The 14,080-nt window shown below is 53.1% G+C and carries 14 protein-coding genes; 8 read left to right on the plus strand and 6 right to left on the minus strand.

The features are described 5' to 3' along the window. Window positions 1-106: 106 nt before the first annotated feature. The 6 genes from K0I31_RS07780 to K0I31_RS07805 all read left to right on the plus strand — a co-directional run bounded on the left by K0I31_RS07780 (window position 107) and on the right by K0I31_RS07805 (window position 4,205). Window positions 107-1,099 (plus strand): 2Fe-2S iron-sulfur cluster-binding protein, encoded by a 993-nt coding sequence (locus K0I31_RS07780; RefSeq protein ID WP_220044855.1) that lies wholly within the window; start codon window positions 107-109, stop codon window positions 1,097-1,099. 131 nt (window positions 1,100-1,230) lie between these two features. Further along, window positions 1,231-1,662: a GNAT family N-acetyltransferase gene (locus K0I31_RS07785; RefSeq protein ID WP_220080445.1), complete on the plus strand. Its 432-nt coding sequence runs from the start codon at window positions 1,231-1,233 to the stop codon at window positions 1,660-1,662. 72 nt (window positions 1,663-1,734) lie between these two features. Beyond that, window positions 1,735-2,439 (plus strand): DUF445 domain-containing protein, encoded by a 705-nt coding sequence (locus K0I31_RS07790; protein WP_220080446.1) that lies wholly within the window; start codon window positions 1,735-1,737, stop codon window positions 2,437-2,439. A 218-nt stretch (window positions 2,440-2,657) separates the two neighbouring features. After that, on the plus strand, window positions 2,658-3,008 hold the full coding sequence (locus K0I31_RS07795; protein WP_144198548.1) for a VOC family protein: 351 nt from the start codon (window positions 2,658-2,660) through the stop codon (window positions 3,006-3,008). 2 nt (window positions 3,009-3,010) lie between these two features. Then, window positions 3,011-3,358, plus strand: coding sequence for a 5-carboxymethyl-2-hydroxymuconate Delta-isomerase (locus tag K0I31_RS07800; protein ID WP_220080447.1), 348 nt, complete (start codon window positions 3,011-3,013; stop codon window positions 3,356-3,358). Window positions 3,359-3,431: 73 nt separating this feature from the next. Further along, window positions 3,432-4,205 (plus strand): substrate-binding periplasmic protein, encoded by a 774-nt coding sequence (locus K0I31_RS07805; protein WP_220080448.1) that lies wholly within the window; start codon window positions 3,432-3,434, stop codon window positions 4,203-4,205. Window positions 4,206-4,279: 74 nt separating this feature from the next. Here K0I31_RS07805 and asnB read toward each other — a convergent pair whose 3' ends face one another. From asnB to purM, 5 genes are all read right to left on the minus strand, one after another. Further along, on the minus strand, window positions 4,280-5,938 hold the full coding sequence (gene asnB, locus K0I31_RS07810) for an asparagine synthase B (protein ID WP_220080449.1): 1,659 nt from the start codon (window positions 5,936-5,938) through the stop codon (window positions 4,280-4,282). A gap of 338 nt (window positions 5,939-6,276) precedes the next feature. Next, the gene (locus K0I31_RS07815) at window positions 6,277-7,938 is read right to left on the minus strand and encodes a M28 family metallopeptidase (RefSeq protein ID WP_220080450.1); all 1,662 of its coding nucleotides are present in this window, start codon (window positions 7,936-7,938) and stop codon (window positions 6,277-6,279) included. A 221-nt stretch (window positions 7,939-8,159) separates the two neighbouring features. Beyond that, window positions 8,160-8,906, minus strand: a complete 747-nt coding sequence (locus K0I31_RS07820; protein WP_041406575.1) for an HAD-IIA family hydrolase — start codon at window positions 8,904-8,906, stop codon at window positions 8,160-8,162. Window positions 8,907-9,178: 272 nt separating this feature from the next. Continuing rightward, window positions 9,179-9,823 (minus strand): phosphoribosylglycinamide formyltransferase, encoded by a 645-nt coding sequence (purN, locus tag K0I31_RS07825; RefSeq protein ID WP_220080451.1) that lies wholly within the window; start codon window positions 9,821-9,823, stop codon window positions 9,179-9,181. Next, a complete protein-coding gene (gene purM, locus K0I31_RS07830; RefSeq protein WP_144198564.1) occupies window positions 9,823-10,860 on the minus strand; it encodes a phosphoribosylformylglycinamidine cyclo-ligase in 1,038 nt (345 codons plus the stop codon). Before purM ends, purN begins: the two co-directional genes overlap by 1 nt. A 211-nt stretch (window positions 10,861-11,071) precedes the next feature. On the opposite strand from purM, the gene upp reads away from it, so the two are divergent. Next, window positions 11,072-11,698, plus strand: a complete 627-nt coding sequence (gene upp, locus K0I31_RS07835) for a uracil phosphoribosyltransferase (protein WP_011865313.1) — start codon at window positions 11,072-11,074, stop codon at window positions 11,696-11,698. 93 nt (window positions 11,699-11,791) lie between these two features. On the opposite strand, the gene K0I31_RS07840 is transcribed toward upp, so the two are convergent. After that, window positions 11,792-13,111 (minus strand): Na+/H+ antiporter family protein, encoded by a 1,320-nt coding sequence (locus K0I31_RS07840; protein ID WP_220080452.1) that lies wholly within the window; start codon window positions 13,109-13,111, stop codon window positions 11,792-11,794. 313 nt (window positions 13,112-13,424) lie between these two features. Here K0I31_RS07840 and K0I31_RS07845 point away from each other — a divergent pair, with 313 nt between their 5' ends. Beyond that, window positions 13,425-14,030 (plus strand): peroxiredoxin, encoded by a 606-nt coding sequence (locus K0I31_RS07845; RefSeq protein ID WP_011865315.1) that lies wholly within the window; start codon window positions 13,425-13,427, stop codon window positions 14,028-14,030. Window positions 14,031-14,080: the final 50 nt, after the last annotated feature.

Raw genomic sequence — 14,080 nt, forward strand, 5'->3', positions numbered from 1 at the left:
TCCGCACGTTTGTGAACCAGTCGCTATAATTTTAGTAGGTTTATTATCGATAATGAACGGCTAAAGATTAAATTTATTTAAATTTTTACGAGATAAATCGACATATATGACAACATTTTACCTCGACGGTCAGGCATTTGAGGCCAAGGCCGGTGAGTCGGTATTGGACACCCTGATACGCCATGGTCAGCGGGTCAATTACTCCTGTAAGAAGGGGGTGTGCAAAACCTGTCTGCTACAACATGTCGATGGCGAGATGGCGATCGGCGCCCAGCGCGGCCTGACCTTGGGGCTCAAGCAGCGTCACTATCTCTGCTCCTGTCAGTGTAAGCCCACACCCGCCCTGCGCCTCAAGTCTATTTTGCCCCAGGACCTCTTCATCGGCGCCAAGATCCAGGAGAAGCAGTTTATCAATGAGGCCGTGGTGCGTGTTCGCTTGGCACTCGATGAGCCTTTGGCGCACCATCCGGGGCAGTATATTAATTTACGTCGCTTCGACGGCCTGACCCGCAGTTATTCACCTACCAGCCTGCCGGGGGAGCCCTTTTTAGAGCTGCATGTGCGGCGTAAATACAACGGTCAGTTCAGTGACTGGCTGTATCACCACGCGGGGATAGGTGAGAGCCTGCTGGTGCAGGGGCCGCTGGGCAGTCGCTATTATCGAACCGCCTATCGCGATGCCAAGCTGATCATCGTCGCCTTCGGCAGCGGCCTGGGAGTGGCCCACGGCATGTTGATGCAGGCGTTGGCCCAGGGGCATCAGGGAGAGATCTTCCTCTATGTCGGCGCACGGGACGATAACGACCTTTACCTGCACCCTAAATTACTTAAGATGATGCTGGAGCATCGCCAGTTTCATTATCAGGCCTGTATCACGGGGCAGAGTGAGAGCAAGGGGCGGCGGGTGATCCACGCCAACCCTTTTAGCGAGGCGCTCAAGTGTCATCAATTCGACCGTCAACAGCACCTGTTTCTCTGCGGTGAACCTGGCCTGGTCAACGAGAGCCGGGAGATCGCCTTTCTTAACGGTTTCCCCATCGAGCGGATCCACAGCCTGTCGTTCGAGTATAAAGATCTGCGTAAACGTCCAAGGGGCTAGCCTAGACTTATGTAGTATCCACAATGGACTGTTATTTTAATCCTAATGTGATAACATCAACTAAATCATAAGGATGTAGCTGTATTTGTCGCCCCTCATTCCCAGGGCAATACAGATTTCAAGGACGGAATATGCTGATACGAATTGCAATTGAAGATGACTTGACCCTGCTGGCCCCCCTGTTTGACCGTTATCGTCAGAGCCTTGGACAAACCTCCGCACTGTCCGACAGTGGTGACTTTCTGCAGGCCCGCCTGCATGAGAATGATTCGGTGATCTTCATTGCTCAGCTGGACCAGGCGATTGTCGGTTTCATTCAGCTCTATCCCTCTTTCTCCTCGCGTCTACTCAAACCCGTCTGGTACTTTGACGATCTTTACGTCGAAGAGGCCTTCCGCCATCAAGGCATCGCCACCCGTCTGGTTGAGAAGGCCAGGGAACTGGCAGACGAGACCAATGTGATGGCTGTGCGCCGCGAGCACCTCAGCGGCGATGGCTTTATCTTTGTCGATGAATGCGACACCCGCGCCCTGTTTGCCGAGCAGGCGGTTAACCAAAACTGATAGGCTGTCTTCAAGGATTTTGCTTGTGGTAAGATAGCGCGGTTTTTTTGTCTTATCCTTGGAGATAAATCGGTGAATAAGAGTCTTATCACTAATTTACTGGCCGCCGCGTTGGTGGTCTGTGGCTATCTTTTTCAGCACGCTATCCTCTTTAGCATCGGCCTGTTTGCCCTGTCGGGGGCGGTGACCAACTGGCTGGCGATCCACATGTTATTCGAGAAGGTGCCAGGCCTCTACGGCAGCGGCGTGGTGCCGGCTCGCTTCGAGGAGTTTAAGGCGGGGATCGCCCATCTCATGATGGAGCAGTTTTTCACCAACGACAATATCGATAAGTTCCTGTCACAGCAGGGGGGCAGCGTGGCGCACATCAACCTGGAGCCCGTTATCGAGAAGGTGGATATGTCGCCGGCCTTCGATGCCCTGGTGACCACGGTCGAGCAGTCTTCGTTTGGCGGCATGCTGGCCATGTTTGGTGGCACAGAGGCGATAGCCCCACTGAAAGAGCCATTTATCAATAAGATGAAGACCTCCTTGGTGGAGCTGTCACAGAGCGATGATTTCTATGAGTTGCTGAAGAATGAGATAGAGCAGCCGGACGTGTTAGCCGATCTCAGGGCGAAGGTGAAGAGCATAGTAGACCAGCGCCTGGCAGAACTCACGCCGCAGTTGGTGAAAGAGATAGTGCAGGAGATGATCAAGCAGCACCTTGGTTGGCTGGTTGTCTGGGGCGGCGTATTCGGCGGTCTCATCGGTCTGCTGGCAGCCTTGCTGGACTAAGTTCTCAAGACTTACTGCTAATAAGCTGTATTTCATAACCTCAATGATTCAGAAGGGAGCCAGGCTCCCTTTTTTGTTGGCTAAAATCTAGGCTATGTCGGTGGCAGGGGAGATTTAACACTCGCTTTACTTTTAGAACGAGGGTAGATTGAAAAGTGATACTTGGCTCACGTTTATGGGCCAAAACCTAATAACTATTATCCCTGCAAGGAAATGCAATGAATCAAGACCAGACCATTAACTATATCGAGATCCCGGTTAAGGATATTGCCGCGACCAAGGCCTTCTTTGGCAAGGTGTTTGGCTGGCAGTTTGAAGATTATGGTCCCGAGTACAGCTGCTTTACCAATGCCGGTATTGCCGGTGGATTTTTTCTGTCGGACAAAGGATTCGATATCGCCTCTGGCTCACCCTTGATCGTCCTCTATGCCAAGGCGCTAGAGGTATGCCTAACCTCGGTTGCCGATGCGGGCGCCGTGATCACTCAGGAGATCTTCTCGTTTCCTGGCGGTCGTCGTTTTCATTTTAAGGACCCAAACGGTAACGAGTTTGCGGTATGGTCTGAGTAAGAATGCCTCATTGTATCGTCGAATATAGCGCGCCGCTGGCGCAGCAGATTGCCATCGACAACCTGGTTGAGCAGGTGCATCGTGGCGCCATCGAGAGTGAGCTGTTTGAGCCTGCCAGTATCAAGTCTCGCGCCTATAGCGCCGAGCATTACTGTGTTGGCGAGGCAAAAGCTGCTAGCTTTATTCATATCAGCTTTAAAATCATGCCGGGACGCACTAGCGAGCAAAAATTGCACCTGATGCAGTGTGTCGATCGCCTGATCGCGCCGCTGTGCGCTTCTGTATCCAGCATCACCATGGAGGTGCTGGATATCGAACGAGAGCATTATTTTAAAAGGTTAAACGATTAAACGGCTGATGAGCCGGGGTTTTATCAGGAGCAGTATGGTCAACGGGAGATGGAGTCCCAGGAGTCATTCTTGAATGCAGCTTACTAGGGCCTTGATGTTGGCGGCGGGCTTGCTCGCCGCGCAGCCCATTTACGCCGGCGAGGTCGAAGATGAGCGAGTGATGCGGGTCTGCGTCGACCACTATCCGCCGTTTCAGATCCTACAGCCTGAGCACCCACCCATAGGCGAGAATATCGCCGCGCTCGAGCTGTTTGCCAGCCTGTTGCAGCGCCAGTTAACCTTTATTGCCAGCCCTAACTTCGCCCGTTGCCTGCATATGCTAGAGCAGGGTAGCGTCGATGTGTTGGCCGGAATATATGCCAAGCCTGAGCGGGCCGCCTTTAGCTATTTTCTGCCCTATCGCAATGATGGTCGCTTCGTCTTCATCAGCCAACAGACGCTGGCGAACGTGAATGACTATGAGGATCTCAGCGCGCTTTCTATCGGTGTGTCGCGGGAGACAGAGTATTTCGATCGTTTCGACAGCGATGCCAAGCTGAATAAGGTGCAGACCAATGATGTGATCTCGGCGACCAATATGCTACTCAAGGGACGCTTCGATCTGCTAATCGTCTCAGAGGTGGTACTGCCGAGCCTGAGGGCCCGTTTCAGTGATTTCGACGACAAGCTTAAGGTGCATCCCTATACCCACGAGGAGCAGCGCCTGGTCTATTTCGGCGTGAGTAAACGACATCAGATGGCGATCCCTTTGGGTGAGATGCAGGCGATTATTGGCAAGGCCTATGAAGAGGGGCGCTTCATGCAGGCGGTCGAGGAGTTTGCCACGCATCATCTCGAGCATTATTGATTCACAGAGCGTTAAAAAGTGCATAAAAAAGAGACCCTGTGGTCTCTTTTTTTATGCTTGTTCAAATCTAGCGTCTAGTAGGCACTCTCGTGCACCGATTGTACCGCACGACCCGAGGGGTCGATGATCCCTTGCAGGCTCTCATCCCAGGCCAGCGCCTCGGGGGTAGAGCAGGCGACCGACTTGCCACCCGGCACTGTCTCGGCGGCCGATGGCAGCGGGAAGTGCTCTTCGAAGAAGCAGCGGTAGAAGTAGGCTTCCTTGGTTTCCGGCGTGTTGTAAGGGAACCTGAACTTGGCGTTGGCCAGTTGCAGATCGTCCACCTGGGTCGCGGCATGTTCCTTCAGGCCATCGATCCAGGAGTAGCCGACGCCATCACTAAACTGCTCCTTCTGACGCCAGGCCACCTCTTGCGGCAGCTTGTGCTCGAAGGCCTGACGCAGGATATGCTTCTCGATACGGCCATCTTTGGACATCTTGGCCTCAGGGTTGATACGCATCGCCGTGTCGATAAACGCCTTGTCGAGGAAGGGCACGCGCGCCTCTAAGCCCCAGGCCGCCATCGCCTTGTTGGCACGCAGGCAGTCGAACAGGTGCAGCTTGTCTAGCTTACGCACCAGCTCCTCGTGGAAGGCCTGGGCGTTTGGCGCCTTGTGAAAATAGAGGTAACCGCCAAACAGCTCGTCGGCGCCTTCGCCAGACAATACCATCTTGATCCCCATCGCCTTGATCTTACGTGCCATCAGATACATGGGGGTTGCCGCACGTATGGTAGTGACATCGTAGGTTTCCAGGTGATAGATCACATCCTTAAGCGCATCTAGGCCTTCCTGGAAGCTGAAGGTGATCTCATGGTGTATGGTGCCTATGGCATCGGCCACCTTCTGCGCCGCCGCCAGATCCGGCGCGCCGGTCAAGCCAACGGCGAAGGAGTGCAGCTGCGGCCACCAGGCATCGCTGGCGCCGTCATCTTCGATGCGGCGCTTGGCGAAGGTCTGGGTGATGGCCGACACCACCGAAGAGTCCAGTCCGCCGGAGAGCAGCACGCCATAGGGCACATCTGACATCAGCTGACGCTTGACTGCGGCTTCTAGTGCCTCGCGCAGTTCTTCCACGCTGGCCTCGTTGTCTTGCACCGCCTCGAAAGACTGCCAGTCGCGCTGGTAGTAGTGGGTCTCACCGCTCTTGGTCAGGTAGTGGCCAGGTTTGAAGGTCTCGACCGTCTTACAGACGGGCATCAGCGCCTTCATCTCCGAGGCGACATAGAAGTTGCCTTCGGCATCATGACCAGTGTAGAGGGGGATGATCCCCATGTGATCCCGGCCAATCAGGTAGCTGTCGCTGCGCTTGTCGTAGAGGACGAAGGCGAAGATACCGTTGAGCTTGTCCAAAAACTCGGTGCCATATTCCTGATACAGGGCGAGGATCACCTCGCAGTCTGAGTTGGTCTGGTAGCTGTACTTGTCACCCAGTTCGGCCTTGAGTTCCTTGTGGTTGTAGATCTCACCGTTGACCGCCAGGATCAGGCTTTCATCTTCTGACAGCAGCGGCTGGGCGCCATGCTCGATATCGACGATGGCCAGACGCTCATGGGCGAGGATCGCCTTGTCGCTGGCATAGATCCCTGACCAGTCGGGGCCGCGATGGCGCAGCAACTTGGACATCTCCAGCGCAACCTGGCGTAGCGGCGTGGCATCGGTTTGGATGTCGAGAATCGCAAATATTGAACACATAATGAAAGCTCCAGAAAACGGTATAAATCTCAGTTGCCAATCACTTTGACAGCATTTTCTTCATCTGCCAAGCCTGAAAATTATCAAAACGTCATAAAATTTGCGTTTTGGATGATGTTTTTGTGGTTTTTATGGCGACGGTTTTGAGTTTTGTTTTGCTGTTTGTGGTTTTAATTGTGAAATCTCTATTTTTGTTCCCATATCTGAGGTGGGATTTGTGCATTCTTAATCTCAGTCTGGATTTTAGTCGAGTTGGTAAAAAGTGGCGTGACTGGCGGATAAATAAACAAAAAGGCTTCCGATGGAAGCCTTTTATTCATGTGTTGCCGAAATCCTAGTTACTCGGCGGTTGCAGTCTTGTTTGTGGTTGCTGGGCGCAGTTGGTGGAACTCGGTGCCGGCATAATAGCCGGGCCAGTCGCCGTTGTTACCCAGGCGTTGAGCGGCCTGATAGTAGACTCCAAGGTCTTCCAGGGCGCCGGAGAGATCCCAGTCGGCGCGATATTCGTCGCAGACATTGTGGTAACAGCCCTTCATCTGCGCTTTCATCTCAGCCTTGTACTTGGCCGTGGCATCATCGACCGGGTTGTTGCCGCCACCGGCAAATACCGCAGGCACACCATACTTGGCGAAGCTGAAGTGGTCTGAGCGGAAGAAGCCGCCAGATTCAGGACGTGTCTCACTCACTGCGGTGCGCTGCTGGCCGCTGGCCGCCTCGATCAGATAGGTTTCCAGCTGTGACTTGCCTTTGCCTACGATAGTGTAATCCGATGTACGGCCATAGATATTGGTGCTGTCCAGGTTGAAGACCGCTACTGTCTTGTCCAAAGGATAGACAGGGTTGGCGGCGTAGTAGCGCGAACCTAACAATCCCTGCTCTTCGCCTGTGGTGGCGACGAAAGTGAGCGAGCGCTTGAGCGGCTTGCCTTGCTTGGCCTGGGCGGCGAACTGGCGGGCGATCTCCAGGATCCCAGCGGTGCCAGAGGCATTGTCCAGAGCGCCGTTATAGATCTGATCGCCCTGCTTGCTGGTGTCCAGGCCGATATGGTCCCAGTGGGCGGTAAAGAGGATCTGCTCATCACTGGCGCCTTGGCCGGGGAGGGTGGCAACCACGTTGTAGCTATCGGCATATTCCGCCTTGTTGGCGAAGGCGATGCTGGCAGATTTTTGCAGTGCGACATTCACCGGGCTGCTGGCGGCGCGGTCGCTTAAGGTCGCCAGGGACAAGCCAGCGCTGTCGAATAGTTCGCTGGCTTTCTCCTTGGTGATCCAGCCTTCGACCTGTACGCGGCTGTCTTGCGTGGCCTTATCCAGTACCAGATCTTGCTGAGCCCCTGTCCAGCTGTTTTCTACCACTGACCAAGGATATGAAGCCGGCTTGGTATCGTGGATGATGATGGCGCCGAGTGCGCCTTGGCGGCTGGCTTCCTCAAACTTATAGCTCCAGCGGCCGTAGTAGGTCATCGCCTTGCCGTTAAACTTGCCTGACTCGGGCAGGGCAAAGCCGGGGTCGTTCACCAGGATCAGAGCGATCTTGCCCTTCATATCCAGGCCTTGATAGTCGTCCCAATCATATTCAGGCGCCTTGATGCCATAGCCCACGAAGACCAGCGGCGCATCTTTAATCTCCACCCCTTGATTGTCATGGCGACTGCCCAGGACGATATCCTGACGGTAGTGCATCGGCAGATCGCCCAGGGTCACGGTTTGCGACTCGCTGGCGGTGTAGCTGACCATAGGCACAGGTTGTAGGAAGCTGTCATCGTTGGCACCGACCAGTCCGGCGGCGGCAAAGGCCTTGCTGAGGTAATCCAGCGTCAGCGCCTCACCCTGGGTAGTAGGGGCGCGGCCCTCAAATTTATCTGAGGAGAGGGTCTGAATATCCAGCCTGAATCTGGCTTCGTTGAAGGCGGGAACTTGCTCTTCGCTACTTAGCTGGGGAGCATGCTGGCTACAGGCGCTGAGGAGCACCAGAGCACAGGTGGGTAGGGCAAAACGCATGGGACTTCCTATTTGTTTTTGTTATTTATTAATCGCGACCACATGATGAATAAGATGACCGGCATTATCAAGGGAGTCGGGGCGATTAAATGTTACGCTTTATGTTTGATGAAAGGCTGATGGCAGCTGGGCTGACAGGGATAAATCTTGTGCAGGTAGAGGATAAAAAACGCGCGGTCTGGACCGCGCGTCTTGGCTAGTGATTTCTTTGGCTAAACAGCTTAGATGACGTCGATATCACCTGCGCAGTCAAAAACATGGTTGGGCCTGAATGGCTCCTTGTCGATATCTTTTATCTGGCTGACGCCGCTGGTGACTAAGATGGTCTCCAGACCCGCCTGGAATCCTGCCAGGATATCGGTGCGCATGTTATCGCCGATGATCACGGTATTTTCCGAGTGGCCGCCGATATGGTTCAGGGCGCTGCGGATTATCCAAGAGCTGGGCTTACCCACGTAGAAGGGCATGCGACCCGAGATGCGTTCGATAGGCGCGCACAGGGCACCACAGGCAGGGCTGTGGGCCGGGCCGTGAGTATCCGGGTTGGTGGCGATGAAACGGGCGCCGGCGGCAACAAACTGGGCGGCCTTGTGGATCATGTCCCAGTTGTAGGAGCGGGTCTCACCGACGATGACAAAATCTGGGTTGATGTCGGTAATGGTAAAGCCAGCCTTATAGAGTTCATGGGTGAGGGCGCCTTCGCCGATCACAAAGGCCTTGTCACCCGTCTGATGCTTGAGGAAGTCTGCCGTGGCCATGGCCGAGGTGTAGAAACACTCCTCTGGTACCTGGATCCCGGCGGCGCCGAGGCGGTTTTGGAGATCTTTACCCGTCTGTACCGGGTAGTTGGTCAGTATGACCAGCGGGTTTCCCTGCTCGAGAATGCGATGGATAAACTTATCGCTGCCAGGGATCAACTTATTGTCATGTAGCAGTACACCATCAATATCACAAATTACGTTTTTCATCTTAGGTCTCATCTTGCTAGCAGAAAGTCAACTGTCTTCATCTAAAACCAATTGTGTTTTAAAAACAACGTAATTTGGTGAATTATTTAGTCTGGCCAGCAATAAAGGGACGCTTTGGGTTTAGTGGTTAAGTTGGCTGGGAGGTTCTGCTGTGGCTCAAGGTATGTCGTCAAAGAGGTAAGGCATAACATACAAGCTGTTTAAGAATGCGCTTACGCCAATAAAAAAGAGACCCTGAGGTCTCTTTTTTAGATAGCTGACAATAAGCCGGGTCAGTCGGCGGCGTAGCCCATGGGGCTTAACAGTTGATCGTCAAGGTAGGCCTTGCCGTCTGTCATACGCAGGCGCTGCTGGCTGAACCACTTTACTACCAGGGGATAGATGGCGTGTTCCTGCTCATGGACCCTTTCTGCCAGAACGCTGGCATCATCCTCGGGATAGACGGGCACCTTGGCCTGCAGGATCACAGGTCCTGCATCCAGCTCTGGGGTCACGAAGTGTACGCTGGCGCCATGCTCGCTGTCACCGGCGTCGATCGCCCGCTGATGGGTATTCAATCCTGTGTATTTCGGTAGCAGTGAAGGATGAATGTTGATCATTCGTCCCTCGAACTGCTTGACGAAATCGTCGCTCAGGATACGCATAAAGCCCGCCAGCACGATAAGATCTGGCTGGTACTTGTCGATGGCCGCCTTGAGTCGCAGATCATAGTCGCTGCGAGACTCGCCCTCATGGGGGATCACGCAGCTGGTATCGATCTCACTCTGATGCGCACGCACCAGGCCATAGGCATCGGGCTTATTGCTGATCACCCCAACGACTTCGGCGTCCAGGTTATCGTCACAACCGTCGATGATGGCTTGCAGATTGCTGCCATTACCAGAGACCAGGACGAGGACGCGACAGCAGTTGGACATTAGCAAATCTCCACTTGCTCTTCGTCGCCATTGCGGCTGGCAATGTCACCGATGAGCCAAGCGTTTTCACCTTCGGCCTTAAGCAGGGTTAGCGCCGCATCGACCTGATCCTGTGGTAGGGCGATGATCATGCCAACACCACAGTTGAAGGTACGGTACATTTCAAACTCGGCGATATTACCGTTTTCCATCAACCAGTTGAAAACGGTAGGCCATTGCCATGAGTCGCCTTTTACAACGGCCTTGGCATCATCGGGTAGCACGCGTGGGATGTTTTCCCAGAAGCCGCCGCCAGTGATATGGGCCATAGCATGGATGTCATGCTTCTCAAGCAGCTTAAGCAGCGGCTTAACATAAATCTTGGTCGGTTCCAGCAGGTGATCGATCAGCGGCTTGCCTTCGAGGTCTTGCTGAGGATCGGCCTTGCTCACTTCCAGTACCTTGCGGATCAGCGAATAACCGTTTGAGTGTGGACCGCTTGAGCCCAGGGCGATCAGCGCGTCACCGGCAACCACTTTAGAACCGTCGAGTACATCTTCTTTCTCGACCACGCCGACGCAGAAGCCTGCTAAGTCGTAGTCTTCGCCTTCGTACATGCCAGGCATTTCGGCGGTTTCACCACCGATCAGGGCGCAACCTGATTGAGCACAACCTTCGGCGATACCGTTAACCACAGAGGTCGCGGTCGCAACATCTAGCTTGCCAGTAGCGTAATAGTCGAGGAAAAACAGGGGCTCTGCACCGGCAACAATCAGATCGTTGACACACATGGCAACCAGGTCGATACCTACGCTGTCATGTTTCTGATAATCGATAGCCAGTCTAAGCTTGGTACCAACACCATCGGTGCCAGACACAAGAACTGGATGTTTGTACTTAGTTGGCAGCTCGCAAAGTGCGCCAAAACCACCTAGGTTGCCCATGACTTCGGGGCGGTGGGTACGTTTAACGGCAGATTTGATATTGTCTACAAGGGCATTGCCTGCGTCGATATCAACACCTGCATCTTTATAGCTTAGCTGGGTAGGAGTGCTCACGGAGGATCCTCTCGGGTACATCGTTATTGGATTTTTATGCGGCGCTATTCTATCAGCTTGTGTAGGCACTCGAAAGGGATGATTTTGAATATTCAAACGGACTTAGGTCACGATTTACCGTGTTTGTAAAACTTTATGTTTTCGATTGTGAACAAATCTACTAGAATCGGTACAATTTGCTGGAAAAACTGGAATAGATCAGGAGAAAACGATGAAAGTGGTCGAAGTTAAGCATCCTCTGGTACGTCATAAGATTGGCTTGATGCGTGAAGGAGATATTAGTACTAAGCGTTTCCGTGAGTTAGCGGCTGAAGTGGGTAGCCTGTTGACCTATGAAGCGACCGCTGACTTTGAAACCGAGAAGGTCACTATCGAAGGATGGAACGGTCCAGTAGAAGTTGAGCAGATCAAGGGTAAGAAGGTTACCGTAGTGCCTATCCTGCGTGCCGGTCTTGGCATGATGGATGGCGTACTTGAGCATGTCCCGAGTGCACGTATCTCTGTTGTGGGTATCTACCGCGACGAAGAGACGCTGGAACCTGTGCCTTACTTTGAGAAGCTTGCCAGCAATATGCATGAGCGTATCGCATTGGTGGTCGACCCTATGTTGGCAACCGGCGGCTCTATGATCTCAACTATCGATCTGCTTAAAGAGCGTGGCTGCACCTCAATCAAGGCCTTGGTATTAGTCGCGGCGCCAGAAGGCATCGCGGCGCTTGAGAAGGCCCATCCTGATATCGAGCTTTACACCGCCTCTATCGATAAGTGCCTTAACGAGAACGGTTACATCCTGCCTGGTCTGGGTGATGCCGGTGATAAGATCTTCGGGACTAAGTAACACGAGCGAAGATTGTTAGACGCCATTGAAAAATGGTGAGCAGTAAAAAAGGAGCCTAAGGCTCCTTTTTTTATGGATCTTTGTCAGTGTTGGCTAGAGCACCATGGCCGCTATCCAACCCGAGATCAACAAGGGGATGTTGTAGTGGATAAAGGTTGGGATCACGCTGTCACGAATGTGATCATGCTGACCGTCGGCGTTAAGACCGGCCGTTGGGCCCAGGGTCGAATCCGAAGCCGGTGAGCCCGCATCACCCAGCGCCGCAGCCGTGCCGACAAGCGCTATGGTGGCCGGTACCGAGAAGCCGAAGCTGATGGCCAGCGGCACATAGATGGTCGCAATAATCGGGATGGTGGAAAATGATGAGCCGATTCCCATGGTGATGAGCAGACCGACTACCAACATCAAGAAGGCCGCCAAGGCGCGGTTGTCACCGATGAGATGGCTGAGGGAATCAACCAGAGTGCCCACGTCGCCTGTGGCCTTGACCACGGCGGCGAAACCGGCGGCCGAGATCATGATGAAACCTATGTTGGCCATCATGCGTACGCCTTGGTTAAAGATATCCTGATCGGCCACATGCTTGAGGGCGCCAGAGAAGCTAAAGATGATAAAGCCGATGAGGGCGCCGAAGATCATCGAGCCGGTATAGAGCTGTACCGCTAGGGTAGAGGCAATAGCGATTAGGGCGATGATAATGTTACGGCGGTTGAGGGTTTCCTCCGGCTCGGCGGCGAGGATCAACTCTTCCTTATACTCTCTTGGCTTGCGATAGCTGATGAACACGGCGATGAATAGCCCCACCACCATGCCCAGGGCCGGGATTAACATGGCCGATGGGATCTGCTCGCGCACCGCATTTAAGTTGTTGCTGGTGAGGTTAGAGAGCAAGATGTCGTTGAGGAAGATACCACCAAAGCCCACGGGCAGGATCATATAGGTGGTCACCAAGCCGAAGGTGAGCACACAGGCTACCAGACGTCGGTCGAGCTTGAGCTTAGACATCACATGCAACAGCGGCGGAATTAAGATCGGAATAAAGGCAATATGAATCGGCAGAATGTTTTGTGATGATACCGCCATGGCCAGGATAGCCAGCAAGAGGAACCAGCGCACCTTGTTGACGTTGCCAGGGGTTTCTTCTTGTCCTAACTGGGCGATCACCTTGCGGGAGATAAGTGTTGTGAGTCCCGAGTGTGACAGGGCCACGGCAAAGGCGCCCAACAGGGCATAGCTCAGGGCGATCTGCGCGCCGCCGCCAAGGCCGGTATTAAAGGCATCGACCGTCTGATCTAGGTTCATGCCGCCGACGAGTCCGGCGACCAATGCACTCACAGTGAGTGCGATAACGACGTTTACTCGGGCAAGGCTAAGGCCCAACATCAAGCAAACGGCAATAACAACTGCATTCATATTGATTCAATCTGATTTTTTAATCTGTAATGGGAAGCTATTTTTGCCAGCAATAGCCCGTGTTGTCCAGCGCCATGGCGTTTTATCTAAGAATTTAGCAAGAGATGTAACCGAACTGTATTCAAGTTTACTGCGTAAGTGTAAATAAGCCTAACCGGCCGGAAAGAAGACGGTGATAACTTGGGCAACTCGATGAATATTTATTAAAAAAAGTGACAATGATCCCAAATTACTTGTGTCCCGCTGGTGACTGCCTATAATGCTTTTGAGTTCAGAATTAAAAGCTTTTTCAATCCATAGATGGAGATAAAAAATGAGCGTATTAGTAGGCCGTCCGGCTCCTGATTTTACAGCTGCAGCAGTGCTAGGTAATGGCGAAATCGTTGATAGCTTTACCCTAAGCGAAGCGATTAAAGGAAAGCCAGCTGTAGTATTCTTCTACCCACTTGATTTCACATTCGTATGCCCATCTGAGTTGATTGCTTTCGACCACCGCATGGAAGAGTTCAAGAAGCGTGGCGTAGAAGTTATCGGTGTTTCTATCGATTCTCAGTTCACTCACAACGCATGGCGTAACACCCCAGTAGACAAGGGTGGTATCGGCCAAGTGCAATACACGCTAGTGGCTGACGTGAAGCACGATATCTGTAAAGCCTACGATGTTGAGCATCCAGAAGCCGGTGTGGCTTTCCGTGGTTCTTTCCTGATTGACAAAGAAGGTCAGGTTCGTCACCAAGTTGTTAACGATCTGCCACTAGGCCGTAACGTTGACGAGATGCTACGTATGATCGACGCACTTCAGTTCCACGAAGAGCACGGTGACGTTTGCCCAGCTGGTTGGGAAAAAGGTGACAAGGGTATGGACGCAAGCCCAGAAGGCGTTGCTTCTTACCTAACTGACAACGCTGACTCACTATAAGCGATTCATATCGTTAGTAAAAGCGTTAGTAAAAAGCTGCCCTAGGGCAG

The organism is Shewanella spartinae, from assembly GCF_019457555.1.
GTDB lineage: Bacteria > Pseudomonadota > Gammaproteobacteria > Enterobacterales > Shewanellaceae > Shewanella > Shewanella loihica.